Consider the following 26,065-nt stretch of genomic DNA (forward strand, 5'->3'; position numbering starts at 1 on the left):
GACCCATAAAAACGACAAGACTAGTATTCTTGGTTTTCAGAAAAAGAATTAGGGCGCTTCACCCTTCTTATTCAACAGAATATCCCTAACTATGAAGCAGATATAGCAAACTTACCCTCTATTTTGATGTTCAAGGAGTAGAATAACGTGACCACAACCCAACTGATTGCGCTGGGGGCGCTGGTTGTCGTTCTCGCCATCGCTGTGATTGTCGCTTTTTTGGCAACCCGTCGCCAAAAACCGATAAAAGTCACAGAAGAAAAGCAAGATACCCAACCCCCTAAGCTTCAGCGAACCTTTGAGCCCGTTGTTCAACCCCCGGCCTATCAAAATTCACCCTTGGCAGAAAAAGAAAAGCAGCCTGTTGTTTCGGAAAAGGCTTCCCCATCAGAAGCTTATAAAACAAAGCCTTCTTCTAAAGAGGTTATTTCCGATAAAAAATTGACTTCTGCGACGCCTGTCTCAGAAGATACGGTCAAACCAGTCGAGCCAACACCGCCTTTAACGAAAACGCCTGTCAAAAAACCAGAGACAGAGTCTTCAGAAGAAAGCCCCAAAAAAGATGATATAAAATCCTCGCCCATAACGGACACGCAGGCGCCTAAAAAAGCAGTAGAAGCTAAAAAAGATATAAAGGCAGAGGTTCACACGCCCACTGTCCCGACAGACAGCAATAGTGCAACAGCCGATAAGTTAACGCTCATCAAAGGCCTAGGCCCCAAGGCAAACAAAATTTTGATAGGAATGGGGATCAACCGTTTTTCACAGATTGCGGCATGGAGCCAAGAAGATATTCTCCGTATTGATCCGCAAATGGGGGCTTTCAGCGGCCGTATCGAGCGCGAACATTGGGTAGAACAGGCTCAATTATTAGCCGACAATAATATCGAAGCTTTTGAAGCCAAGTTTGGTGCGCTTCATCGCTAAAAATGCAATTGGAAACGAAAATTATCTCTTCAAAAAGCCGGTATCCATTACCGGCTTTTTAGTTAAACATGTTCTAACGCGTGATCCGCAACGCGAGAAGCACCAATTTTTTCAATCTTATGACCCGTTATATCTAAAATTTCAAACTGCCAGTCATGGGCCGAAAAACGTTCCCCTACAGTTGGCAAATGACGCAGGACAGAAAGTGCAAAACCAGCCACGGTGGCATAATCCCGATCTTCATCCAGTTCAAAATTCAGCTTATCGGCCATCTGATCTGCCGATAATGAACCTGAAATGATATAATGACCATCTTTATCCTCAATAATGCTCGGATCGTTTTTACCCCCAGCATCAGAGACAAAATGACCACTCATGGCCGCTAATAAGTCAGCTGGGGCTACCACGCCTTCAAAATGGCCATATTCATCATGAACCATCCCCAAAGGCACTTCTGCCAGACGCAGGCTATCCAAAGCAGCCATAACGGTCGTTTGATCTGGGACAACCGGGGCCGAGCGCATCAAACGTTTCAGGTCTAATTTTTCGCCCCGCATTAAGGCGCGAACAATATCACGAGAATGAACCACCCCGATAATATTATCGACCGAACCAACAGCGACAGGCATCCGGCTATGAGGCATAGAAGCTAGATTTCTTGAAATAGTCGGAACATCGGCATTCATATCCAACCATCCGACTTCGGTTCGTGGTGTCATAATCTCACGAACAGGCCGATCAGCTAAACGGATAACGCCCGAAATAATCTGACGTTCATTTTCTTCAATAACACCCGCTTGAAAGGCTTCTGTAATGGTTAGTCGAACTTCTTCTGCGGTAACCTGATTATGGGTCTCTCGATCCATACCAGCCAAACGGAAAACAATCGCACTCGATTTATCAAGTAGCCAAACAGCCGGTGCCGTAATCCGAGAAAGCCATAAGACAGGAAGCGCAGTAACAGCCGCAATCTGTTCAGGGGCCCGTAACGCCACTTGTTTGGGTACTAACTCCCCGAAAATAAGGGAAAAATAGGTCGTTACGACAATAGCAACAGCAAAACCCCATACCGATGCATTAGGAACACCCAATAAAGCCAGTCGCTCCCCGATAGGGCCGCCTAGGGTTTCCCCCGAAACAGCACCGGCAAGGGTGCTAATCCCTGTAATGCCTACCTGCATCGTGGAAAGGAAACGTCCGGGATGGGCACTCAAAGCCAAGGCCGCCTTAGCGCCCCTGATCAGATTGCCCTTTTGGGTCATCGCTTCCAGTTTTGGCCGACGGGAAGAAATGATAGCCAATTCGGACATAGCGAATAGGCCGTTAAACGCAATCAGCGCTACAAGAAGCAGGCAATCATGCCACGGAAAAGCTGTTAGGGAGGGGTGTGGTGTCACGGTTCTAAAAATATATAAATGATGTTCTTCATGCCTTTTCTTTTATATCAAGACAATAGAAAATAAACAGCACAGGCCAAAAAAATTAATAAACAGTTTTTCCAGTTTTACTGGAACAATACTCAATTTATAATGGCCATTATAGAATCTGCAATAGAATTTATTTTACTAAAAATGAGATAATTTTATCTTAAAAACACCTAAAAACATTTATAATGCATTGTTTTATCAGCAAAGTATAACAATGCTATAAAGTTACCAATACAACCTATCTATAATTTTCTATTTTAAAGCAACAAACCCAATCGTTTTAAAATTTTTCAGTGTCTGTTATCTTCATAATCAAGAAGAAACGCTCTTTTTTTGTCTTTTTTTCTGAAAAAAATGTCGAAGTAATTCGGCTGCCTCTCGACCGCCTAAATCATTGTAAATCTCAGGGCGATGGTGACTAGTAGGCTGGAAGAATAACCGAGGACCATAAAGAACAGCGCCTCCCTTAGGGTCATCAGCCCCAAAATATAAGCGGCGAATACGGGCTATAGAGATAGCGCCTGCACACATCGCACAAGGCTCCAACGTCACCCATAAATCACATTGTTCAAGGCGACTATTACCCAAAATAGCCGCCGCCTGTCTTAATGCTCTTATCTCGGCATGCCCTGTGGGATCTGTAAAAGGTGGTTGCATGGCATTAGCAGCCGAAGTGATTATTTTCCCATACAGCGTAACAACAGCCCCGACAGGTACCTCCCCTTGTTCGCCTGCTTTTCGCGCTTCTAAAAGAGCAAGACACATCGGTTCAGGTAAAGGAAAAGGGTTAATACTTTTGTCCATCTTAGTCTTTTTAGAGCGTTAATATAAGATCAGTTGAAGAATGTCATAAAAAACCATAGCATCTGCTGATAAATTTGCTATATCAGCCCATTAAATAGCGCGGAAACGCCTTCCTTGCTTGACGAATCCGGCAAGGCAAGCTATCCGCCGATGCTTTCCATAGGGGAATGATCACGGGCTTAGGATGATATCTGTCTGTCTGTCGATCCTCCCGGCCATTCAGGATGAGAGAAAATGTCGCGCATTTGCGAACTGACCGGCAAAGGCCGCCAGGTAGGCAACAATGTGTCCCACGCCAATAATCGGACGAAGCGGACTTTCCTGCCAAACCTTCAGAATGTTACTCTGATTTCCGATACGCTTGGTACCGGTGTTAGCCTTCGGGTTTCTACCCACGGCCTGCGCTCGGTTGAACATGTCGGAGGTCTGGATAACTGGTTATTAAAGACCAAGGACGAAAAGCTTTCTACGCGTGCACGTAAAGTAAAGCGTGAAATCGCAAAGAAGCGTGCGGCTGCCTAAGCTTATTCCGTTGCGGCCAGAGCGGTAGAACTGATAAGGTTTTTACCTCACTCTGGCTCCGGATAAATTTTAAAATTTTTTACGCGTATGCTGCTTTCAGTATGCGCTTTTTTGTGTTGTCCTACCTCTTGAACAAGTTCTTTTGCTCTCATTAATGAGAAGCGCATTTCTTACTTTTTTAAAAAAAGAGCGCGCCTCTATTCTGGCTCGCTTAACCCCTCTTAATTGCACGTTTTTTTGCTACCCCACAGAAAAATTTAGAACAGGAATATGGTATAAAAATGGGCATTTAAAATGATTTATAATCTTCATTTTTATAATATAAAAAAAAGATATTTCTGCGCTATAAATTATCCTTGCCTTTAAGGTTTTTGGAACAAATTTGCTTTCCAAGATTTTTTATGTATAATGCTGACAAAATGGAAGGATTGCCCTTCTTCAATTTTCCTGTCCTTTTGTCTAAGCCATCTATCATTTTTACAATGCATAGGGTTTAAAATAAATAAATATATAAACATATTAGATGTTTAATTTTATTTATTCTTAACATTACTTGTTGTGGTAATATTAATTACTATTAAAAAAAGAGTTAAATAGTAGTTTATATTCTTAAAAGACAATATTTTGCGAAAGGACGCTAAAAACCAAGGATATATTTCTATATGAATAACAATTCAGGAGTAGAAACCAATGTCCAGAACAATGTTAGAAATACAGTATCCGATTATATAGGATCACAAATTTATTTATTGGGAACAGTTCTGGTTACAGCGATTGCTGGTTTTCTATATGGGTATGATACGGGTATTATTTCGGGTGCTTTAATTAATATTGCACGTGATTTTAGTCTTAATCCTCATCAACAAGAAATTATAACCAGTATTCTTCTATTTGGCGCTGTAATCGGGTCACTAGTCTGCGGCCGCCTTTCTGCCTATCTTGGCCGTCGTCATATGATCATGATAGTTACCGCAATATTTGGCGTCAGCGTCATTGCAGCCGGTCTTGCCCCTTCTGCTTTTTGGCTAGGCACCGCCCGTTTAATCTTGGGTTTTGCTGTTGGCGGGTCTTCACAGGTTGTACCAGTCTATATTGCCGAGTTAGCCCCGGCAGCAGAACGGGGACGGATGGTTACTTTTTATAATATTTCCATTGGTCTTGGTATTCTTGCCGCGGGCATGGTGGGGGCCTTTTTGCAAGAAGAATGGACATGGCGCACGATGTTTAGCGTTGCCGCTATTCCTGCTGCCGTTCTTCTTTGTTCTATGATGATGCTTCCGGAAAGTCCCCGCTGGTTAGTGCGTCAGGAACGGGTAGAAGAAGCCCGCGATATGCTCGATACTGTTAGAGAGACTTCCCATGAAGTGACGCGCGAATTGCGTTCTATTGAGAAAATCAGCAATCGCACCAAGGAAGAATCACAAGACGGCTGGAAAGCTTTGAGTGAACCTTGGGTTCGACCTGCTCTGATTGCAGGATTAGGGGTGGCTGCCTTTACCCAGCTGTCGGGTATTGAAATGATGATCTATTATACGCCGACTTTTTTACGGGATTCTGGATTTACCGAACAAATGGCCTATTATTCGGCTTTGGGGGTGGCTGCAATTTATGTAATCATGACAACCCTTGGTAAATTACTGGTCGATCATGTGGGTCGTCGTCGTCTTTCTCTTGTCATGATGCCCTTTGCCGCGCTTAGTCTTATCGCGCTTGGAATTGCCTTTAACTTACCAGGGGGCGCATCAGAACATCGTTGGCTAATTTTAAGCTGTCTCTTTGGCTTCATGATTTTCAATGCCGGCGGTATTCAGGTTATCGGTTGGTTAATTGGCGCAGAGGTCTATCCACTTTGTATTCGCGCGCGTGCAACGAGTTTACATGCTGCAACTTTATGGGGTTCCAATCTTATCCTTACCTCAACCGCTTTAACGATGACGGGTTGGCTTGGTATTGGGGGATCAATGTGGTTTTACGGCGCCTTAAATGCGTTAGGCTTTATATTCGTCTACTTCATGGTGCCAGAGACTAAAGGGCGCAGTCTTGAAGAAATCGAAACCAGCTTAAAAGAAGGCACCTTTTTACCTAAAAAACACATCGCTCTGTTCAAATAATATAATAATTTTGAAAAGCCGGTCCTTTTCCAAAGGAAGAGGGTCGGCTTTTTCTATTAAGAGCATACACCCATTTTCCGCTACAGACCTTCGATAAGGCTTAAGGCTAAGCATTTTGCTCTATTTTGAGAATAACCTTTAAAACATTAGCTTATTTTTCTGCTATTTTTCAGTAAAGTAAATTTTCTGATTTTATTCTCTTTCGAAAGGGTAATCTGTGCCATTCGCTTTTATCAACTGGATGAAAAGCGCTATCCATTTTGACTCATTAGGATTATCGCCTATCGCCCTTGACCTCGGCATCTGGCATCTTTTTGGATTAACCTTTCACCCTATGATCCATTGGTATGCTCTGGCTTATATAGGAGGCATCCTTCTAGCTTGGCGGTATGTGCTCCTCCTTTTAAAGCAACCGGGTGCTCCTATGACCCCCATACAAACCGAAGATCTCGTGTTTTGGGCAACATTAGGTATTTTAGTAGGGGGACGGTTAGCGTATGTCTTTTTTTATCAACCTTCAATGCTCAGCACGCCTTCCGAAATTCTAAAATTATGGGAAGGCGGTATGTCCTATCATGGAGGCATGGTAGGTGTTTTTCTGGCTATCTGGTGGGTTAAATGGAGAAATGGACTAAGCTGGCTTAGAATAGCAGATTATATTGGGTGTGCGACGCCTATTGGTCTTTTCTTGGGGCGCATAGCCAATTTTATTAATGGCGAATTATGGGGACGGCCTAGCACCCTGCCATGGGCTATTATTTTTCCACAAGCGGGCCCCCTTCCCCGTCATCCCAGCCAACTTTATGAAGCCGGATTAGAAGGCATTCTTCTTTTTATTTTTCTTAATTGTATGTTTTTTGCTACTAAAGCGCGCCTTCAACCGGGTAAACTCGCAGGATTTTTTCTAGTTGGGTATGGTCTATCACGTTTTATCGTTGAGTGGTTTCGCGAACCAGATGTCCAATTGGGCACCCTTTCTTGGGGGCTTACTATGGGACAAACGCTAACAATTCCTATGGTTTTAGCCGGTTTATGGCTCATTCTGACCGCTTCTAAACGACCTCCGGTCTTTGCAGCTAACTAATCAACTGATTAAAAGCATGTAATAGCAAACCGATACTCCCTCCGACAAAAGTTCCAGAAAGGCGGATGTAATGAAGTTCATTGCCGACCGCCTTTTCTATACGTCCCGCGACAATATCGCCGTCCCATCCTTCGACCGTATCTGTAATCAAGCGGGTAATCTGATGGCTATGGGGCACAATAACACCGACAATAATACGCCGAAAAGCGCGATTGATAGCGGTTTTTATCTGCTCATCCTCTGTAACGGCTCGTCCCCAAGCTGCGACTAAGGCTTTTAATTGTAAACTTCTTTTAGAAGCCGATGTATCTTCATGCTTATCCAAGAAAAATTCACGCGTCAGATTTTCTATTTTTTCTCTTAATCCCAGATAAAAGGTAGGATTATCAACCATTGTGTTTTTAATCTTATCAATTCTTCTTTGAACAATAGCGTCTTCTTGAATTTTCTCAGCCCATGAAAATAAAGTTTCATTGAAACGGAGCCGTAAAGGATGCTCTGGATTAACCATCATCTCATTAACAAGACGGGTGATTGCCTCATAAATACTGTCCGCTAGACGATTATCCAATCCAGTCCAACGCAGGAAACTGCCAGAACGTTCGCTAACCATTTCTCTAATCATGCTTTCGTGATGGGCCAACCAATCAGCAAAAGAACGAAGAATCCCAGAAATAAGGGTAATATGGGTACCCTTTTCTAAATAGGCTTGACAGGCATCCCCTATTATAGGGGCAGGTTTAGAGTGCCGCGCTATATCAATTATCCAAGAAGTTATTTCTTCACTCAAAGTCGGGTAATCAATATGAGCCCATAACTTGGGTAAAAGACGCTGCAATCTATTTTTTAAAGCATTATCGTGGGTAATCGTTGCATCCGTCAGCCGCAATAAAAAGCGACTGGCATCCACATTTTTCAAACGGCGGCTAAGAACGATAGAGCGCAAAAAATGCTGTTCAATGAAAAGTGCAAGATTAGCAGCAATACGATCTTTGGCTTGAGGAATAAGCGCAGTATGCGGAAAAGGTAACCCTAAAGGATGACGGAACAAAGCCGTAACCGCAAACCAATCCGCTAACCCGCCCACCATGGCCGCTTCAGCAAAAGCAACGACAAAGCCCGGGAAGATATGGCCGGGATAGAAACGATCATATTCAAGGGCGGCAATAAATAATACAACCATCACCCCTAAAATCAACGTGGCTGCTGTGCTTACTGTTATATGCTTTATTGCCACATTTAATTTCATCATGGCAGCTATATGGGAACTACTTCTAAATTTTCTATAAAAAGACTGGGTTAAAAGAACCATTATCAGGAAAAAAGCATTCCTTTTAATTGAGGAATACTTTTTTCCTTACCATTTTAATTTTTTTATTTGTTATCGACGATAACCCGATCTCCAGGGCTTACCATTGAGCCAGACGAAATAATAACTCTATCTTGATTTTGCAGACCGGATAACACCTCCCATTGTCCGTCAGGTGTTTTAACGCCCAGCGTTATATGGTGTCTTGCAACAACATCGCCTTCACTCAAAACGTAAACATAATTCCCCCCATCATCACTCATCACAGCTGAATCGGGTAGAACAAAAGCCTGTATTGGCATCGTACGAATACGCACCTCGGCAGAAGATCCCGCTTTTAGAATAGGATTGTAATCCAGCAAAATATTAACCACAGCCGAATGGGTTATGTTATCAATAACAGGTGAAATAGAAGAAATCCGCCCAGAGAAATAATTATCATTTCCAGCGATTTTTATATCAGCCGACGCCCCCCCTGAAATGGCAGGTAAATCTTTTTCCTTAACACTCGCCTGCATTTGCATTTCGCCTTTATCGGCGATACGGAACAGTTCAGTGGAATTCGGAATAACCACCATGCCTTTTTCAGCTGAATTAGAAATAATTAAGCCACTGACAGGCGCTACAACCCGTTGCACATTAGAAAGAGCCTGTTTTTTAAGGGTGGTACTTTGTGGATTACTTTTTAGGCGTTGTTGTGCGTCGTTATAATCCTTCTTCAAAATAGCGGCTAAATCTGTATCCCCAGCCGCTTGCGCCCTTTTATATTCGCTTTCAGCAATAGCAAGATCAGCTTGCTGCGATTCTAAGACAACCTGTTGTTCTAAAGCATTTTCATCAGATCGCGTCTGCATAATAATAGCTAAAGTCTGCCCAGACTGCACCATATCGCCCGCCGAAACCATTACCTTTAAAATTTTACCTTCGGTATTAGGGGCCATTACTATGGTTTCTTTGGCAGGTGCTAAATGACCATTAGCAATAATCATCCCTGTTACGGATTGTTGGGTCGGCGTTACAACCGATACATGGACAGGTTCTGCGATGATTTGAACCGGCGCGGTTACTTTGGCACGCCATGCAATAAGAGTAACCAAAAACGCTATGGCCAACGTGCCTAGAATGATAATGACTAGGCGATGCCGCCTTGCCCTTGCAATATCCTCTGCGGTTAAACCGAAATCGTCATCGCTATCATGATCATTTGTCATCGTCCCCCACTTCCTAAGCTCACTTGATGCTTTTTGGTAAAAAAGCCTTCTATCAAAAGTAGTTATATATCAAAATATATTTTGCTTTATTTTATAAAGAATAAAATGGATGTCATGAATAATCTATGAAAGTCATATTTATAAAAAGTTCATTTTTTATAGTATAAGGCTTCTTTAAAAATATATAATTTTTGATATTCAGAATATAAATTTAATATTTTTAATATAATCAAAAAAACATCCTGTTTTATAGAAAAAAACATTCTTTATCTTAAGAAACCATTCAGCATTCTTATCGTTTTTCTTATGTCACTTTAAAAAGAGAGATTTTTTATAATGCTGAAAGCCAGATACTTTTTTAAGGGTCAATATAAGGCACTAAAAATTGCGACTATCGGTGCTGTAACTGCGGCCTTTTCATCAATCATGGTACAATCGGCCATGGGTGCTAACTTCCTGCCACCCGAAATGATAACGGCTTCTGGCACAACCTTGATGATCGCTGCCACGGGTGAAGTAAAAGCGACCCCAGATTTAGCGACTATTACAGCCATGACAAGTGCAGAGGGTACTACAGCTGCAAATGCCACGGCCGATAATGCCAAAAAAATGACCGATTTACTGGCAAATATCCGTAATGCAGGCATCAGTAACGACGATATCGAAACACGCAATATCAATATCAGCCCACGCTATCGGTATGAACAGAACAAAACGCCACAGCGTATCGGCTATCAGGCGCAAAGTTCTATACAAATCCGTATTCATGATCTCAGTCGCGTTGGCTCAATTTTAGATAAAATGGTGCAGGCCAATGTAGAAGATCTGGAAGGGCCTAATTTTTCTCTTTCTAATTCAGCGAAAGCCGAAGATGAGGCAAGATTACAAGCCATTACCACGGCAAGAAGTCGGGCTGATCTTTATGCCCGTTCAGTCGGTCTACGGGTCAAGCGTATTATGATGATTTCAGAAGGCCAATTGGTCAGACCCATGCCCCTTCGCCCGATGCTGATGGCGGCTAAATCAAGAACCGCCGATTCAACCCCAGAAACACCTGTCATTTCTGGTCAGCAAACAGTTACCATTACGGTTAATGTGGCCTTTGAATTAGGTTAAAATAGGTAATCCATGTTTTCCGGATCGTAATGGTCCGGAAAATTTATCGTAATGATGGGGGTTTCGTCGCTGATACAGTTGTTGCCTTATGCCCGTTTTTATTAACAACAGGCACAGGGGGCGTTGTGTAGGTCTTCAGTCCTCCACCCAAAGCGGCATAGAGGGTTACCAAATTTTGGTACCGCGCCACCCGATTTTGTAAGGCCTGATATTCAGCCTGATAATAAGTCTGTTCATAGGTAATCGTTGTTAAGGCCGAATCGCTTCCTTGCTCCTGACGCAATTGCGTAAGATACCAATTATCCTCGGCTTTTGCCGCCGCCTTTCCCAACGCAATTTCTTCATTTAAATAGGTCTCTCGTCCAATAAGGGCATTGGATACATCTCGAAAAGCGCTTTGAATGGCTTTTTGGTAAGCCGCAATCTTTCTTTCGCGCTCGACTTTGGAGATACGTAAATTGGCCCGATTTTGTCCCCAATTAAAAATAGGAACAGAAATTTGTGGCTCAAACCCCCAAGTATTCGCAGCTGTCGTAATAATCTGACTAGCTTTAAGACTAGAATTACCTACCGTAGAGGATAGCATGACCCTTGGGAAAAAAGCCGCTTTTGCCGCACCAATATCAGCATTGGCAGCCTCAAGATCATGTTCAGCTGCTCTAATATCAGGCCTATTTTCCAAGAGATCAGAAGGTAAACCCGCCGATATATCCTCCATAATATTTTGCTCGCCAAAAGGCAAAGGAGGCGGCAAATTATCCGGTAAAGTCTGTCCAACCAATAAAGTTAGATTATTCTCTTCATCCCTTAATTGTCTTTTTATCTGCTCACAGGTATCGGCGGCTTGATGAAACTGAGTCTCGACCTGATTTACCGTTAAAAGGCTGGCCTCGCCATGTTCTAACAAGGCACGTGTTAATTCCAAATCCCGCCCCGCTGCGTGATAGCTTTTTTCAGCAAGATTTAAAGCTTCCCGATCCGCAAGCCACGCAAGATAACTATTCGCTACCTGAGCAATAAGACCAATAAGTGTAGCGCGCGCGTTTTCTTCCTGACTTAAGGCCTTCTCTGCCGCTTCCTTACTTAGACTACGAATCCGCCCAAAAATATCGATTTCATAAGAAGTAAAACCGATCCCCATTGTGTAATAATGAAAGCGAGGAATACTTTCGCCTACCCCCGGAGCAAAACTAAGACCCGATTGTCCAGAAGGTTGCTGGTACATCATTTCGCCCGTCCCACTAATGGCCGGTAATAATGCCGCACGCTGTATCCTATACTGGGCCTGTGCTTCACTAATTGCTAAAATAGCAGAGCGAAGATCACGGTTTTCACGGATAGCAATCGTAATTAGTGCCTTTAAGCGAGGATCTTTAAAAAAATCCTGCCATCCGAGATCGCGAGCGAGAGGGTTCGGTTTATTAAATGACGTACCAGTGGCCGGCTGTGAAATGGTTTTCGGCCAGTTTTCAGCAACTGAAGATACCGGTCGATGATATTTAGGCGCCATGGTGCAACCCGCTAGAAGGACACTCCCCACCAAAATAGGGGTTATACCATAACAATAGCTCTTTTTCATAAACCCTAAAACAGTCGAGGAGACAGACTGACATCCCATCATATAGCGGCCTTCTTCTCGATATTATTCGGCTTAACCCTAAACAGCTTCAGCACCAGCACGAAGAAAAGGGGGACAAAGAAAATTGTCAGCAAAGTTGCGGTAAGCATACCGCCCACGACCGCGGTACCAATGGCAATCCGGGCAGCCGAAGATGCCCCTGTTGCAATACTCAGGGGAATAACCCCTAGAACAAAAGCAATAGAGGTCATCAGAATTGGCCTTAACCGTTCCCGTCCCGCCTGCATGACGGCTTTACCAAGCGGTATACCATCATCAAAGAAGGCTTTGGCAAATTCAACGATGAGGATAGCATTCTTTACGGTTAACCCCACGGTGGTTAACAGCCCGATCTGAAAATATACATCGTTAGATAGGCCACGCATTAAGGTAGCGACAACCGCGCCCAGCACGCCTAAGGGCAAGACAAGAATGACAGAAATCGGGATCGCCCAACTTTCATAAAGAGCGGCCAGACAGAACAGAACTACTATCGCTGATAGCGCATAGAGAGAAGCCGTCGAAGAACCCGCAGCCTGCTCTTCAAAGGACAAACCTGTCCATTCATATCCCACCCCTTCGGGTAATTTATGCAGAATTTCGGTCATCGCCTGAATGGACTCACCCGAACTATGTCCAGAGGCCGCCGTTCCCATAATTTCAAAGGCATTATAACCGTTGTAATTCTCGACCTTTTGCGGGCCAGTCTGCCATTCGCCTGACATAAAGGTACTGAAAGGCACCATAGTGCCGATATTATTTCTCAGATACCATTTCGATAAATCAGAAGGTAACATGCGTGCCTCTGGAGCACCCATGATATAGACCTGCTTCACACGGTCATCACGCATAAACTGATTCACATAAATAGAGCCCAAAGAACCCTGAAGAGCAATATTCACATCATTCGGGGACAACCCCATAGTTGTCGCTTTGCCGTAATCGACTGTTAAATGATATTGGGGTGCATCCTCCATCCCATTAGGACGAACGGCACTTAAACGGGGGTCTTTAGAGGCCATACCTAATAACATATTGCGGGCAGCCAAAAATTTTTCATGCCCAATATGGCCACGGTCCTCTAACTCAAGATCAAAACCAGTCGCGTTTCCAAGATCACGGACAGCAGGCATATTGAAAGCAAAATACATTCCACTCGGATCATTCGCAAAATGCATCATTGTCCGTAGCGCAATCGCAGAAGCGCCTTGTGAAGCTTTTGGGCGTTCATCCCATGGCTTTAACCGGACAAAGAATGACCCTGCATTTTGCCCCTGACCACCAAAGTTGAAACCACTGACGGTAAGAATGGAAAGGACGCTATCTTTTTCTGCCTTCATTAAATAATTGGTAACTTTTTTAACCGCTTCGGCAGTCTGTTCCTGACTAGACCCCGGAGGCATCGTTACCTGACCAATAAATTCACCCTGATCCTCGTCGGGTAAAAAGCCGGTAGGAAGACGGCTAAAGAGAAAAACGACCCCCACGACGATCAATAAAAAGGCAACCACCCCTTTAACGGACCGACCTAGCAACCACGAAACACCGCCAAGATAGCCATTATTTAATCGATCAAAACCACGATTAAAACCATCTGCCAAACGGCCAATAAAGCCTGAACGGCGATGCTCTTTTTCAGGGTTGATAGGCTTTAACATCGTCGCACAAAGCGCCGGTGTCATAATCATAGCCACTAAGACGGAAAGCCCCATGGCAACAACAATGGTAATCGAAAACTGACGATAGATAACGCCCGTTGAACCTGAAAAGGCCGCCATTGGTAAAAACACAGCGCTTAATACCAGGACGATACCGATCAGTGCGCCAGAGATTTCATCCATAGAGCGCTTGGCCGCTTCTTTAGGGGACAGCTTTTCATCGGTCATCAAACGTTCAACATTTTCAACGACAACGATAGCATCATCAACCAACAGCCCAACGGCCAGCACCATAGCCAACATCGTTAGGGTATTGATTGAATAACCAAGGACAGAGAGCACGCCAAAGGTACCCAATAACACGACGGGAACAGCAATAGTCGGAATCAAAGTCGCACGAAAATTCTGTAAAAAGATTAACATTACGAAAAAAACGAGCGCAATAGCTTCCAGCAGTGTTTCTATCACCTCGTGAATAGAAGCCGTGATAAACGGCTTTGTATCGACGGGATATTCTATTTTTAGCCCATGCGGGAAAAAAGGTTCCAAATCAGCTAACCGTTTCCGTATCAGATTTTCTGTTTGCAGCTGATTAGCGCCAGGCGCCAATTTAACAGCAATGCCGGAAGCGGGTTGGTTGTCATAACGGATGTCAAAACTATAATTTTGAGCCCCCAGTTCAACTTTAGCAATATCGCCTAAACGTATCTGGGCTCCAGTGGGTTGTGCTTTAATAAGAATATTTTTGAATTCTTCGGCCGAGGTCAGACGTGTGGGGCCAATAATAGTCGCATCTAAACGCGTACCTTTAACAGCAGGCAAGCCCCCCAGTTCCCCAGAGGATAGCTGAATATTCTGGGTAGCAATAGCGCTTTGAACATCTGTTATTGTCAGATTATATTTATATAATTTGTCCGGATCCAGCCAAATACGCATCGCATATTCAGAACCGAACAACGTATAGTCACCAATTCCTGAAACGCGGCTCAACGGATCGGCAATATTGGAAGCCACATAGTCGTTAATATCCTGAAAGGACATACTACCATCAGTCGAAATGAACGACATAATCATCATAAAACTTTTGGCAGAACGATTAACGGTAATGCCCTGATTAACAACATCAGAAGGCAAACGGGGTTGGGCTAACTGTAATTTATTCTGAACCTGAACCTGCGCAATATCAGCATCTGTCCCTTGGGCGAAGGTCAGATCAATGGTCATCTGTCCCGAAGCAAAAGAAGAAGCAGAAATATATTCCAAATTATCCAGGCCGTGCATTTGCTGCAAAATGGGACGGACAACGGTATTATTGATAGTTTCAGCAGACGCCCCCGGATAAAAGACACCTATTTCAATCTGTGGCGGTGCTACGGTTGGGTATTGGGCAATAGGCATTCTCAGAATAGACAGGCCACCCAATAACATAATAATCAAGCCCACGACCCAAGCAAAGATAGGGCGATCGATAAAATAACGTGCCATAATTTACGCCTTATCGCCCTTTTTCGTAGCCGCAGAGTCTTCAGGAGAAGCTTTAATTGCATGAACTTTATCGCCGATATTGACTTTTTGAAGCCCCGTTATCAGCACGTGATCGCCATTATTTAAACCGCTGGTAACGGCCCAGTTATTTCCTACTGCCTCGCCGGTTTTAATCGGACGGACTTCAATTTGATCCTCTTTATTCACAATATAAACTAGAGGATCGCCATGGTTGTTTCGGAATAAAGCAACTTGTGGAATAAGGATAGAATGAGGATCAACCCCTTCATCAATACGACCATAAACAAACATACCGGGTAATAATAATTGCTCGGGATTAGGAAAAACGGCGCGAACAATAATAGTAGAAGTCTGTTGATCAGCATTGACCTCGCTTAAGGCGAGCCGTCCTTTATGATTATAGGTCGAACCATCATCCAAAATCAAAGAGACTTCGGCATCATTCCCATTCCGCTTTAAACTACCGGCTTTTAATTCTCGCCGTAGTCTTAAAAAATCAACGGTCGGTAAATTAACATCGACGTAAATAGGATCTAAACGGGTAACAATAGCCATATTAGAATTTTGAGTAGTCGTCACCAAGGCACCGACGGTCGTCAATACGCGCCCAATTCGCCCCGTGATAGGCGATGTAACCCGTGTATATCCCAAATCAACGGCAGATCTTTCGACATTGGCTTTCGCTTGGGCAATGTCTGCTTTTGCAGAACGTTGGGTTGCCAAGGCATCATCATAATCCTGACGACTGATAGCCTGAATAGGGGCCAAAGCTTTGTATCGTTCTAACTTAGCCGCCGCCGTTTTTTCCTGTGCTTCAGCGCGGGCTAATTGTGCTAGATTGGCATCATAGGTTGCTTTGTAAGGAGCCGGATTAATTAAAAATAAAGCCTGCCCCTTCTTAACATCGCGGCCTTCATTAAAATATCGCTCTGTGACGATACCATTTACTTGGGGCCTTACTTCTGCAATTTCATAGGCGGAGGTGCGTCCGGGCAAATCGCTATGCACCGTTAAACTTTGGGTTTTAACCTCAATAAAATTCACGTCCTGTAAAACAGGGGGTGCAGCCTTCGGTTTCTGGTGACAAGCCGCCAGTATCAACATTGATCCAGCTAAAACAGGCAGCAAGGCAATTATTTGTTTCAACCCAGACCCCTATCCCAATTTTCAGATTTATAATTTATAATTTTTTTAAGAGAAAAATATCGAATGCATTAAATAAGAAACTTGATAGTTTCTTATTTGTGAAGCTATCCTCCACTTATAATGTGGTCAAGACAAAAAATTCTTTTATGCGCTAGAATAAAGAAGATACATTTTCATTATGATTCCTTTCAAATTTTCCGATGCCTAAATTAAGGATCTATTCACTTTTATGTCTGATGCAGACCCTTCAACGCCTAGACGTCAAGTAGGACGCCCTCCACAGCTTGACGAAGAAGAGCGTAGCCAGCTTATTTTAAAAGCAGCTGCTTCTGTCTTACAGACTTATGGTTATGATGGTGCCTCTATGGACCGAGTGGCCCGACAATCAGGCATGTCAAAAAAAACCCTCTATCAAATGTTTCCTTCAAAACAGCGCCTCTTTAAAAAGCTTATTGAAGAGCGCCTATTCACTATTCAATGGCCAAAAGGCCCTTCTCCTTCAGATCCTGAAGAGCATCTCTGCCATCTATTGATGGCGATCGTCAGAACCATTTTACGTCCCGATCGCCTAAGCTTGTTTCGTATTCTCGCAATCGAACAGAAATCGGACGATATGCGGGATATCATGACAAGCCTTATGCAAGGTAAAAAAGATGATAATCTAAAACAATGGTTTATAGAACAACAAAAACGGAATAAGTATACTATCAAAGACCCTATCAAATACGCATGTATGATTTGCGGAATGACGGTAGGTGAAATTCTTTTAAGTACTCTTTTTCATAAAACACTTATGAAAGATGAAGATATTGAACCTTATATCCGCGAGGCAGTCCATATTTTTCTTAAAGGTTTATGCTAAAACAGCTACTTAACCGGTATCATAATTTTATTAGGTAGCGACAGGATAATATCTCCTATCTCGTTTACACTATAACAGACTGATCTAATATGGGAGAAATTTATGCCTGTCCGCTCTTCCAAACAGTCAGTATTTCGGCATAAATATTCAGGTTTAAAGACGTCTGAAATCTTAACTATCCCTATTCTATTTAGTCTAATTACAGGATTTCTATCTTCTCCCTGCTATGCTCAAAAAAAAGATAATGCTTTCTTAATAAAAAATGCTCGTATTTTCGATGGCACTGGAACCACGATAAAGGGCGATGTGCTTATTGAAGGGGCTCTTATTACGGCCATTGGCCCTCATTTGAAAAAAAAATCTCATAGCAAAATAATATATGCCCAAGGTCAGACCTTACTACCCGGTCTGCATGATTTGCACACTCATCTTAGTTCGTCAGCTAATGCTAATCCAGAGGATCTAGGCAAAACCTATGCGGCTTATCTTGTTCATGGTGTGACAACGGTCAATGATTTTTCTACCTATGGCGAAATGTTTGCGCCCTTAAGACTATTGATTACATCAGGACAGCAAATAGCGCCGCATATCTTATTCGCTTCCCGTTTCAGCACTAGTCATGGTCATGGCACAGAAGCCGGTTGGGGGGAAGATTTTACCTATGAGGTGAATGCGCCCCAGACGGCATTTTTCAAGACAAAAAAAACACTTACCTATCATCCAGATATGATTAAGGTTTTTACAGATGGTTGGCGGTATGGTCACATGCCTGACCTTTCTGATATGAATGGGCCGACCTTACAGGCTATTACAACAGTCAGCCATCAAGCCGGATTACCCGTTATGACGCATACCGTTACTTTACGGGGTGCAAAAATTGCAACTGCCGCCGATGTTGATGCCTTGGGACACGGGATCGGTGACACGCTCGTAGATGAAGAAGAAATTAAGCTTCTGAAAGAACATCACGTTGCCTATGTGCCGACTTTAAGTGTCTATGAGCCAGAGGATAGACCACGATTTGATGAAAATGAACTGATCGCCTTACAACCCGTAGAACAACAGGCAGAACAAGCCAAAATCATTAATCCGCCGTCAGTGCGGGACATGGATCGGCAGCGCTATACTATTATGGAAACGAATGTACAGCGTCTTGCTAAAGCAGGGATTCCTATAGCAATAGGGACGGATGCGGGTATGGAAGGCACATGGCATGGCGCCTCGACCCTCCATGAAATAAAACTTCTGACGAAATTAGGATTTTCTGCTGCACAGGCTCTAAAAGCAGCAACGGCTAATAGTGCTGACATTATTGATAAAAATCACAGACATGGGCGCATTGCTGTTGGGCAAATAGCGGATCTTATTTTGGTAAAGGGTGCCCCCGATCAAAATATCAATGACTTGGATCAGATAAATCAGCTCTGGCTTGCTGGTCGCGAAATTAAACTAAAAGCCTTGCGCGATCTTTTAGCTATGTCAGATATGACACCGCTACCTAGCCTTAAAATCCCAGAAATTATTTATTCCGGTAAAGCCCAAAACATTCGCTATCCAATTCTTACGGATTTCGGGACGCGACCTATTCGACGCACAGATGCTGGAGCCGATCGAAGTTTTCTTATCCTCACAAGAGATGAAGAAACAATCGGTCGCCCTTTGCTGTTAACAGCCCAATTTGCGGACAATCTAAACAGTCAGGGCGAACTACATCACGCAGCGTTAGAGATACCCCTGACCCCGGGCGGTGTTTTATGTGCAGATGTTTCAGAATTTACTGGAATCGCTTTTACTGTTCGCGGCCATAGCACAGGTAATTATCAATTAAAAACCGACCATTATGGCAGTAATTATCCTTTTACCATAAGCTTTAAAGCACAGGAACAAGAACAAGAAATCCATATTGCTTTTTCGCAGCTTACTAATCCCAATCTATATCGTATCTTTAATCCTAAAACGATCCGAACTGTCTCTTTTGAATTAAGCGGTATGGCAGGTGATACTGAATGGCTAGAATTAAAAAATATCCATTTTTATCATTAATGCCTGTTTGAAAAACCGCCGCCATAAAAATTATAGCAATCAAGGAACTTCCTTGAAACGGCCACCGTTTATCTAAAACAACGTAAAAACAATAATTTATAAAAAAGAGAATGCTATGAAAGACGAAAATTTTTTAAAAGCTTTGACGGGCTCATTTTCTTCACCCTCCGCTGATAATCCGACCGTTGAAATGATGGAAGCGGACTATCGCTCTCAAAAGCTCCATGCCCGCTATATTAATTGCGAGGTAACCAAGGACAATCTGAAGGCCGCAGTTGAAGGGGCAAAGGCCATGGGTTGGGTAGGCTTTAATTGCTCAACACCCCACAAAGTAGCCATTATCGATCTAATTGATGAAATAGGTGAATCGGCCTCTATTATTGGTGCGGTTAATTGCGTGACTATCCGCGATGGAAAAATGACGGGTGATAATAGTGATGGCAAAGGTTTTCTCCTTTCTTTAAAAAAGATCACGGATCCCACAGATAAAAAAATTGCCTTGTTAGGCGCAGGCGGCGCTGCCCGCGCGGTTGCAGTTGAACTCGCCCTTGCCGGGGCAACAGAAATCACCGTTATTAACCGGAACGCTGAACGAGGTGAGGCGCTTGCTAAATTGGTTAATGAAAAAACACCGGCTCAAGCTAAATTTACACTGTGGCAAGGTGATTATCAGCTGCCCGATGATATTGATATTCTCGTCAATGCAACCTCTATTGGTCTTGGGGATGAAAAAGCCCTCCCCCCTGTTAATATCGATAGTATTAAAGAGGGTCTAATTGTAGCGGATGTTATCCCAAATCCGCCCAAAACTGCCTTTTTAAAGGCTGCGGCTGAAAAAAAAGCTAAAACACTTGATGGTTTAGGCATGCTGGTTAATCAGGGTGCTGTTGCGATCAAATTATGGTTCAATATAGAAGCTGAAACACAAGTGATGGAAGATAGGCTCTTCGATATTTTTGGGGCTTAAGGCCTTATTATGAGAAGCGACTAGGTCAGATAAATTTCTAAAAATTGAAATAAAATTCTAAAATATAACCTCACTTAAAATAGGGTCATCTCAATTCCTGATCAAAGACAAAAAAAAGCCGGCGGGTAAAACCAGCCGGCTTTTATCGTTAGCTTTTAAGCAGGTGGGTTGCTTAGTCGTCTAACTGGCCAAGATTGACCGCAGCATACTTACCGCGACGATCTACTTCTAATTCGAAGGTAAGACGATCACCTTCGTTAAGGCTAGGAAGACCAGCACGTTCAACAGCAGAGATATGAACGAAAGCATCGGGCTGTCCATCATCGCGCTGAATGAAACCGAAGCCCTTCATCGCGTTGAAGAATTTTACAGTACCGCTGGATTTTTCACCCGTTAACTGGCGCTGTGGGCCACCGCTACGTGCGCCACCAAATTCACCACCGCTGCTACGAGGTGCAGAGGATTCCGTGATGGGTAAAGGTTCACCTTCAATACCCAGATTGGTAGCCGAAACACGACCACCACGATCAACCAAGGTAAAGCTTAAAGGCTGACCTTCTGCAAGACCAGTGAGGCCTGCCTGCTCCACAGCAGAGATATGAACAAAAACATCTTCACCGCCATCATCACGGACGATGAAACCGAAACCCTTCTGGGCATTAAAAAATTTTACAACGCCGGTGCCTTCACCCACGACCTGGGGAGGCATACCACCGCCACCACCGCCGCCGCCACGGCCGCCGCGGAAACCGCCGCCGCCACCTGCACCGCCGCCGAAGCGGTCACCACCGCCGAAACGATCACCACCACCAAAGCGGTCACCACCGCCAAAACCACCGCCGCCGAAACGGTCACCACCACCATAATTACTACTATAGGATTCATCGCCACCGAAACTGTCACGTTTATCACGGCCGCCACGCTGGCCACGTCTGCCTCTATCGAAACTCATGCCCTTAAATACTTTCTTGGTTCGTCCAACTTCAATTCCGGGCATGCATCGAACGAGAGACACATACCCTGCCGCACCGACCGCTCGGCACAACACACACTCTCTTTACCGATAAAACGTTATAACTGCGAGTAGTTTCCACACCAATCTATTAAATATATTAATAATTAAGACGAAAGGAGTGATTAAAGAGATTAAAATGCCTTCCACTATGGCCTAATACCCCCTGATATGGCTTGAGACAGGCGCCGCTTAGTTCTATGCCGCTTGTCATGACTGTTTATTTTCATGAAGAAGATTTACCGAAAGACGCGCTTTCTGAAGGTTCAGTAGCGGTCGATACGGAAACAATGGGACTTATTACACGCCGAGATCGGTTATGTGTTGTCCAGATTTCAGATGGTAAGGGTGATCAACATCTCGTGCGATTCGCACCGGATAGCGATTATAGCGCTCCTAATTTGAAAGCGGTATTAGGCGATCCTAATCGACTTAAAATTTATCATTTCGGTCGTTTTGATATCGCAGCGATTCTTTACTATCTCGGGGTGATGGCTGCCCCAGTTTATTGCACAAAAATTGCTTCAAAACTGGTCAGAACCTATACTGATCGTCACGGACTAAAAGAATTAGTCCGAGAATTATTAAGCCACGATATATCGAAACAACAGCAATGCTCTGATTGGGGTGGCCCTCATTTATCTGATCCGCAAAGAGAATATGCGGCTTCCGATGTGCGTTTTCTGCATGCTTTGAAAGAAAAACTTGATATTCGTCTGAAACGGGAAAAACGTGAAGCCTTAGCCCAAGCGTGTTTTGATTTTCTACCAACACGGGCTGAACTTGATATTGCGGGTTGGGCAGACGCTGATATTTTCGCCCATATGTAGAATTAATCCCATTTTAGGATGGTCGCTTTAGGATTACGTATATCGGTCATGGTTTCTTCAGACCAACTAATAGGACGTCGATGGGCGTTGGCAGGAAGCCACCATGACCGAATAATTCATATTCTTAGAATTATTCTGCCGATAGGTATATTTATTGTCATTGTTTTGATGGTGATCACGCCTTTGATTGGCAGAAAAGATTTAAGCTTTGTGTTATCTCGAGACCATATAGCAGCGACTAAAGAGCGGATGAATCTTAGAAAAGCTATCTATCGTGGGCATGATGATCGCAAACGGGCTTTTGAACTAAGGGCCGAATCCGCTATTCAACCTGATTCCAGTAACCCTCAATTGTGGCTTACAGATCTTATTGCTGAAATTCAGCTAGATAGTGGACCAGCCACGGTAAAAGCGCCCCACGGACGCTATAATATGGATACCAATATCCTAATCATAGATGGACCAACTGAATTAGTTATGGCTAATGGCTATCATGTCAATGGACGAGATGTGACTATCGATCTTGATAAAAGACTTATAACGAGTAATCGTCCTGTTACAGGACGGACACCCACAGGTAGTTTTCAAGGTGAAAATATTAACGTTGATCTGATCAATGGCACAGCTACATTAGAAGGTCGGACACATACTCATTTTGACCGCCGGTCAGGAGATAAATAATGCCCGCTGGCCCAAGGTCTTTTTTTTCACTTTGTGCTTTTATTATTTCTTTAATTGGTACTAATCTTCTGATTAGCCCTTTATCCGCCCAAGGCTTTCGTCATCACGATACCAATGCCCCCATTGATATTGATGCAGATCATAATGAAGTACTTTATAAAGCCAATCGGGCTATTTACTCTGGGCATGTTCGGGCAAAACAAGCCGATATGACGATTACAGCGGAGTATGTTCGTATTGCTTATACGATGCCGCCAGCCAAATCAGGCGGCGAAAGCTCACCCCAAATTCAAAGGCTAGATGCGTCTGGTGGGGTTACTATCCAAACCCCTGACGAGATGGCTAAAGGCGACATCGGCATTTATGATGTTGTACGCCGGTTAATAACCTTAATCGGAAAGGTAGAAATGGTAAGAGGTGATTCTGTTGTCCATGGTGGACGTTTGATCATTGACCTTAATACCGGGAAAGGTACCGTAGATGGTAGTGCAGTGGGACCTTCCAATAGTCAAAACAAAGGTCGTGTGACAGGACATTTTGTTGTGCCGCCCGCAAAATAACGTAATCGAAATTCGATAAATGAAGATAAAAGGTAAATATAAAGTAAAATATTCAAAGACATAATATATCTTATTTAAATAATATTAATTTTTAATAAAAATATTAATATAAATTATTTTAATATTAAATTTATAAATTTAATATTTTTTAGTTATATTTATATAATAATGTGTAAAGTAATAACGGCACCATAATTATATTATTTTTATTTTTTTCCTTAATATGGATTTCAAGATGAACCCTGATCATAGACCTAAGGACACCCTTTCCTCAGAAATATATGAGGTCGGTACATCTCAGGGTTTGTCGATTATTTCGATTGCGAAATCGTATGATCACCGTCAGGTTTTAGCAGATGTGTCCTTAAATGTAGGACGTGGTGAGGTAGTGGGCCTATTAGGCCCCAATGGTGCAGGTAAAACGACCTGTTTTTATTCTGTGATGGGGTTGGTCAAACCTGATGCGGGACGCATTTTACTGGATGGCCATGATATTACAGGTTTGGCAATGTATCGGAGGGCAATTTTAGGTCTTGGCTATCTACCCCAGGAAACCTCTATTTTCCGCGGCCTCTCTGTCGCGCAAAATATTGATTGTGTGCTGGAACTTCATTATCCTGATAAAAAAGCCCGTAAAGAAAGATTAGATCAGCTTTTATCCGAATTTCATCTAACTAAACTTTACGATTCTCCGGCAATGGCTCTTTCGGGTGGTGAAAGGCGACGCTGCGAGATTGCACGCGCTTTGGCAGCGAATCCCTCTATTATGCTACTGGACGAACCTTTTGCTGGTATTGATCCCATCTCAATATCCGATATCCGAGATTTGATTGAAGATCTTTCTAATCGGGGTATTGGGGTTTTGATTACCGATCATAATGTCCGAGAAATGCTTGATATCGTTAATCGGGCTTGTATTATCTACGATGGTAGGGTGTTATTCCAAGGCAATCCAGAAGCGCTTGTCGCTGATGAAAATGTGCGACGGCTCTATCTTGGTGAAGATTTTACGCTTTAGCATCTGTGTCTAAAACCCGATAAGCTAACAGGAGCGAGATTAAAGGTTGCTGAGTCCAAGACTCGACATTCGACAAAGCCAGTCTCTGGTAATGACGCCGCAGCTACAGCAGGCGATCCGTTTGCTCGCGCTATCCAATCTTGAAATAGAAACCTTCATCGCGGAAGAATTAAACAGTAATCCCTTGCTTGAAACTAACAGCGAGGGTGACAGCGATGGCGGGGGCAACAGCACAGAAAATGAAGGCAGAGAAGAACAACTTTCATCCATAGACACCCCTTCTGATAATAGCCTGACAGACTATAATCTTCAGGAAACGGCTCTGGATGCCGATTATACACAAGATGTTTTCCATCACGACAGTGTAGCAGATAGTCCTGAACCTTCCGGCAACCCAAGCGGGCTTGATGGTAGTTTAGGGCTTAATACAGGTAGCGGTAGTTCTAGCTACGAAGGTGCGGATAAAGAACTTCCCGATAACCATCAAGAAAGCTTGGCTGACCATCTCGAACATCAGGCAAGATTATGTTTTTCTGGTGATGCCTTAGCCGTAGCCTGCCATATGATCGACCTTATTGATGAGGCCGGCTATCTGACAGAACCGATAAAGGCCATTGCCGAACATCTCAATGCTTCAGAAGAAGAAATTCTGGGCATCTTGAAGGTCATTCAAAGTTTTGATCCGACTGGGGTAGGTGCAAGAAATCTGGCAGAATGTCTGATGCTACAGGCACAAGAAGCAGATCGTCTTGATCCTGCGATGAAAAAATTAATTGCCAATCTGGAATGGCTATCACGTGGGGCTTTCACACGTTTAAAAAAACTATGTCAGGTAGATGATGAAGATTTTGCCGACATGGTGCAGGAATTACAAAATTATAACCCCAAGCCCGGTCTAAAATTCGGCTCTTCCCCAATTCAGTCGGTCGTACCTGATATATTTATCAAACGCGTCAAAGATGGTTGGGCCATTGAACTGAATAATGCCACGCTCCCTAAATTATTAGTGAACAGAGATTATTATACAGAATTAAAAGCTCATCAAAATGATCGTTCGGAACGTGAATGGCTGGATGAAAAGCTTGCAAGCGCTAATTGGTTAATCCGAGCCTTGGATCAGCGGGCGCGTACCATTATCAAAGTAACTAAGGCTATTGTCCAATATCAAGAAGGCTTCTTTCTGCATGGTATTGAACAATTAAAACCCTTAACTTTACGTCAAGTTGCGGAAACTATTGATATGCATGAATCAACGGTCAGCCGCGTCACAAACAATAAGTATTTTTCAAGTGCGCAAGGTATGTTTGAACTGAAATATCTCTTTTCAAGTGGTATTCAGTCAAATGGTTCCGAAGAAGGCGCGGCGGCTGAAGCCGTTAAAAGCCACATCGCCCGCTTTATTGCGCAAGAAGGGGAAAAAGTTCTCTCTGATGATAAGCTGGTAGAGCTGTTAAAAGAGAAAGGATTTGCCATTGCACGGCGGACTGTCGCTAAATATCGGGAGGCGATCGGTCTGGGCTCATCCGTACAAAGACGGCGGCAAAAAGCTATTAATCCTTCTAAAAAATAGCCGTTTTACGAAGAAATTGCTTAAAAAATAACCGAGCGATAAAAAGCCCGACCTAATAAAAGGCCGGGCTCTCTTCATTGTTT

Annotated in this window: 21 protein-coding genes; 13 read left to right on the plus strand and 8 right to left on the minus strand. The window is 43.4% G+C overall.

Features of this window, described 5'->3' with window-relative positions; genetic code table 11:
- Positions 1-147: 147 nt before the first annotated feature.
- Complete coding sequence (locus ZYMOP_RS04565) at positions 148-927, plus strand: hypothetical protein (RefSeq protein ID WP_013934184.1); 780 nt, start codon at positions 148-150, stop codon at positions 925-927.
- Between the two features lie 62 nt (positions 928-989).
- On the opposite strand, the gene ZYMOP_RS04570 is transcribed toward ZYMOP_RS04565, so the two are convergent.
- A complete protein-coding gene (locus tag ZYMOP_RS04570) occupies positions 990-2,324 on the minus strand; it encodes a hemolysin family protein (protein ID WP_013934185.1) in 1,335 nt (444 codons plus the stop codon).
- A gap of 342 nt (positions 2,325-2,666) precedes the next feature.
- A complete protein-coding gene (locus ZYMOP_RS04575; protein ID WP_013934186.1) occupies positions 2,667-3,158 on the minus strand; it encodes a nucleoside deaminase in 492 nt (163 codons plus the stop codon).
- Positions 3,159-3,392: 234 nt separating this feature from the next.
- Between ZYMOP_RS04575 and rpmB the strand changes: the two genes are divergently transcribed.
- From rpmB to lgt, 3 genes are all read left to right on the plus strand, one after another.
- A complete protein-coding gene (rpmB, locus tag ZYMOP_RS04580; protein ID WP_013934187.1) occupies positions 3,393-3,680 on the plus strand; it encodes a 50S ribosomal protein L28 in 288 nt (95 codons plus the stop codon).
- A gap of 662 nt (positions 3,681-4,342) precedes the next feature.
- Positions 4,343-5,791 carry a sugar porter family MFS transporter gene (locus ZYMOP_RS04585; protein ID WP_013934188.1) on the plus strand — a complete coding sequence of 483 codons (1,449 nt, stop codon included), beginning with the start codon at positions 4,343-4,345 and terminating at the stop codon, positions 5,789-5,791.
- Between the two features lie 217 nt (positions 5,792-6,008).
- Positions 6,009-6,875, plus strand: coding sequence for a prolipoprotein diacylglyceryl transferase (gene lgt, locus ZYMOP_RS04590; protein ID WP_013934189.1), 867 nt, complete (start codon positions 6,009-6,011; stop codon positions 6,873-6,875).
- Here the strand turns inward: lgt and ZYMOP_RS04595 are convergent.
- Both ZYMOP_RS04595 and ZYMOP_RS04600 read right to left on the minus strand, forming a co-directional pair.
- Positions 6,868-8,112, minus strand: coding sequence for a DUF445 domain-containing protein (locus tag ZYMOP_RS04595; RefSeq protein ID WP_252507397.1), 1,245 nt, complete (start codon positions 8,110-8,112; stop codon positions 6,868-6,870). The genes lgt and ZYMOP_RS04595 overlap by 8 nt on opposite strands.
- 137 nt (positions 8,113-8,249) lie before the next feature.
- Complete coding sequence (locus ZYMOP_RS04600) at positions 8,250-9,395, minus strand: efflux RND transporter periplasmic adaptor subunit (protein ID WP_013934191.1); 1,146 nt, start codon at positions 9,393-9,395, stop codon at positions 8,250-8,252.
- A 336-nt stretch (positions 9,396-9,731) separates the two neighbouring features.
- Between ZYMOP_RS04600 and ZYMOP_RS04605 the strand changes: the two genes are divergently transcribed.
- Positions 9,732-10,511 (plus strand): SIMPL domain-containing protein, encoded by a 780-nt coding sequence (locus tag ZYMOP_RS04605; RefSeq protein ID WP_013934192.1) that lies wholly within the window; start codon positions 9,732-9,734, stop codon positions 10,509-10,511.
- A gap of 43 nt (positions 10,512-10,554) precedes the next feature.
- On the opposite strand, the gene ZYMOP_RS04610 is transcribed toward ZYMOP_RS04605, so the two are convergent.
- Genes ZYMOP_RS04610 through ZYMOP_RS04620 form a run of 3 tightly spaced genes read right to left on the minus strand, consistent with a single transcriptional unit; the run spans position 10,555 to position 16,439 of the window.
- Positions 10,555-12,132, minus strand: a complete 1,578-nt coding sequence (locus ZYMOP_RS04610; RefSeq protein WP_013934193.1) for an efflux transporter outer membrane subunit — start codon at positions 12,130-12,132, stop codon at positions 10,555-10,557.
- Entirely contained in the window at positions 12,129-15,272 is a 3,144-nt protein-coding gene (locus tag ZYMOP_RS04615; protein WP_013934194.1) for an efflux RND transporter permease subunit, read from the minus strand. The genes ZYMOP_RS04610 and ZYMOP_RS04615 overlap by 4 nt, the downstream gene beginning before the upstream one ends.
- 3 nt (positions 15,273-15,275) lie before the next feature.
- Positions 15,276-16,439: an efflux RND transporter periplasmic adaptor subunit gene (locus ZYMOP_RS04620; RefSeq protein WP_013934195.1), complete on the minus strand. Its 1,164-nt coding sequence runs from the start codon at positions 16,437-16,439 to the stop codon at positions 15,276-15,278.
- A 229-nt stretch (positions 16,440-16,668) separates the two neighbouring features.
- Here ZYMOP_RS04620 and ZYMOP_RS04625 point away from each other — a divergent pair, with 229 nt between their 5' ends.
- The 3 genes from ZYMOP_RS04625 to aroE all read left to right on the plus strand — a co-directional run bounded on the left by ZYMOP_RS04625 (position 16,669) and on the right by aroE (position 20,311).
- Complete coding sequence (locus ZYMOP_RS04625; protein ID WP_013934196.1) at positions 16,669-17,301, plus strand: TetR/AcrR family transcriptional regulator; 633 nt, start codon at positions 16,669-16,671, stop codon at positions 17,299-17,301.
- Between the two features lie 102 nt (positions 17,302-17,403).
- A complete protein-coding gene (locus ZYMOP_RS04630) occupies positions 17,404-19,344 on the plus strand; it encodes an amidohydrolase family protein (RefSeq protein WP_013934197.1) in 1,941 nt (646 codons plus the stop codon).
- Between the two features lie 115 nt (positions 19,345-19,459).
- Positions 19,460-20,311 carry a shikimate dehydrogenase gene (gene aroE, locus ZYMOP_RS04635; RefSeq protein ID WP_013934198.1) on the plus strand — a complete coding sequence of 284 codons (852 nt, stop codon included), beginning with the start codon at positions 19,460-19,462 and terminating at the stop codon, positions 20,309-20,311.
- A gap of 172 nt (positions 20,312-20,483) precedes the next feature.
- Here aroE and ZYMOP_RS09645 read toward each other — a convergent pair whose 3' ends face one another.
- Complete coding sequence (locus tag ZYMOP_RS09645; RefSeq protein WP_041581708.1) at positions 20,484-21,263, minus strand: cold-shock protein; 780 nt, start codon at positions 21,261-21,263, stop codon at positions 20,484-20,486.
- Positions 21,264-21,535: 272 nt separating this feature from the next.
- On the opposite strand from ZYMOP_RS09645, the gene ZYMOP_RS04645 reads away from it, so the two are divergent.
- The 5 genes from ZYMOP_RS04645 to rpoN all read left to right on the plus strand — a co-directional run bounded on the left by ZYMOP_RS04645 (position 21,536) and on the right by rpoN (position 25,982).
- The gene (locus tag ZYMOP_RS04645; protein ID WP_041581993.1) at positions 21,536-22,153 is read left to right on the plus strand and encodes a ribonuclease D; all 618 of its coding nucleotides are present in this window, start codon (positions 21,536-21,538) and stop codon (positions 22,151-22,153) included.
- A 48-nt stretch (positions 22,154-22,201) separates the two neighbouring features.
- The gene (gene lptC, locus ZYMOP_RS04650) at positions 22,202-22,834 is read left to right on the plus strand and encodes an LPS export ABC transporter periplasmic protein LptC (protein ID WP_252507398.1); all 633 of its coding nucleotides are present in this window, start codon (positions 22,202-22,204) and stop codon (positions 22,832-22,834) included.
- On the plus strand, positions 22,834-23,394 hold the full coding sequence (locus ZYMOP_RS04655) for an LptA/OstA family protein (protein ID WP_013934202.1): 561 nt from the start codon (positions 22,834-22,836) through the stop codon (positions 23,392-23,394). Before lptC ends, ZYMOP_RS04655 begins: the two co-directional genes overlap by 1 nt.
- A gap of 235 nt (positions 23,395-23,629) precedes the next feature.
- Positions 23,630-24,412, plus strand: a complete 783-nt coding sequence (lptB, locus tag ZYMOP_RS04660; RefSeq protein WP_013934203.1) for an LPS export ABC transporter ATP-binding protein — start codon at positions 23,630-23,632, stop codon at positions 24,410-24,412.
- Positions 24,413-24,458: 46 nt separating this feature from the next.
- Positions 24,459-25,982 carry an RNA polymerase factor sigma-54 gene (rpoN, locus tag ZYMOP_RS04665; protein ID WP_013934204.1) on the plus strand — a complete coding sequence of 508 codons (1,524 nt, stop codon included), beginning with the start codon at positions 24,459-24,461 and terminating at the stop codon, positions 25,980-25,982.
- Positions 25,983-26,065 lie beyond the last annotated feature (83 nt).

Origin of the sequence: Zymomonas mobilis subsp. pomaceae ATCC 29192, assembly GCF_000218875.1 — a bacterium.
Lineage (GTDB): Bacteria > Pseudomonadota > Alphaproteobacteria > Sphingomonadales > Sphingomonadaceae > Zymomonas > Zymomonas pomaceae.

What these genes read in the sequence shown, in the direction of transcription:
- ZYMOP_RS09645 (WP_041581708.1), bottom strand. Translation starts at nt 21,263, where the DNA reads ATGAGTTTCGATAGAGGCAGACGTGGCCAGCGTGGCGGCCGTGATAAA.
- lptB (WP_013934203.1), top strand. Translation starts at nt 23,630, where the DNA reads ATGAACCCTGATCATAGACCTAAGGACACCCTTTCCTCAGAAATATAT.
- ZYMOP_RS04655 (WP_013934202.1), top strand. Translation starts at nt 22,834, where the DNA reads ATGCCCGCTGGCCCAAGGTCTTTTTTTTCACTTTGTGCTTTTATTATT.
- lptC (WP_252507398.1), top strand. Translation starts at nt 22,202, where the DNA reads ATGGTTTCTTCAGACCAACTAATAGGACGTCGATGGGCGTTGGCAGGA.
- ZYMOP_RS04645 (WP_041581993.1), top strand. Translation starts at nt 21,536, where the DNA reads ATGACTGTTTATTTTCATGAAGAAGATTTACCGAAAGACGCGCTTTCT.
- ZYMOP_RS04625 (WP_013934196.1), top strand. Translation starts at nt 16,669, where the DNA reads ATGTCTGATGCAGACCCTTCAACGCCTAGACGTCAAGTAGGACGCCCT.
- rpmB (WP_013934187.1), top strand. Translation starts at nt 3,393, where the DNA reads ATGTCGCGCATTTGCGAACTGACCGGCAAAGGCCGCCAGGTAGGCAAC.
- ZYMOP_RS04575 (WP_013934186.1), bottom strand. Translation starts at nt 3,158, where the DNA reads ATGGACAAAAGTATTAACCCTTTTCCTTTACCTGAACCGATGTGTCTT.
- ZYMOP_RS04610 (WP_013934193.1), bottom strand. Translation starts at nt 12,132, where the DNA reads ATGATGGGATGTCAGTCTGTCTCCTCGACTGTTTTAGGGTTTATGAAA.
- ZYMOP_RS04600 (WP_013934191.1), bottom strand. Translation starts at nt 9,395, where the DNA reads ATGACAAATGATCATGATAGCGATGACGATTTCGGTTTAACCGCAGAG.
- aroE (WP_013934198.1), top strand. Translation starts at nt 19,460, where the DNA reads ATGAAAGACGAAAATTTTTTAAAAGCTTTGACGGGCTCATTTTCTTCA.
- ZYMOP_RS04605 (WP_013934192.1), top strand. Translation starts at nt 9,732, where the DNA reads ATGCTGAAAGCCAGATACTTTTTTAAGGGTCAATATAAGGCACTAAAA.
- ZYMOP_RS04615 (WP_013934194.1), bottom strand. Translation starts at nt 15,272, where the DNA reads ATGGCACGTTATTTTATCGATCGCCCTATCTTTGCTTGGGTCGTGGGC.
- ZYMOP_RS04585 (WP_013934188.1), top strand. Translation starts at nt 4,343, where the DNA reads ATGAATAACAATTCAGGAGTAGAAACCAATGTCCAGAACAATGTTAGA.
- ZYMOP_RS04630 (WP_013934197.1), top strand. Translation starts at nt 17,404, where the DNA reads ATGCCTGTCCGCTCTTCCAAACAGTCAGTATTTCGGCATAAATATTCA.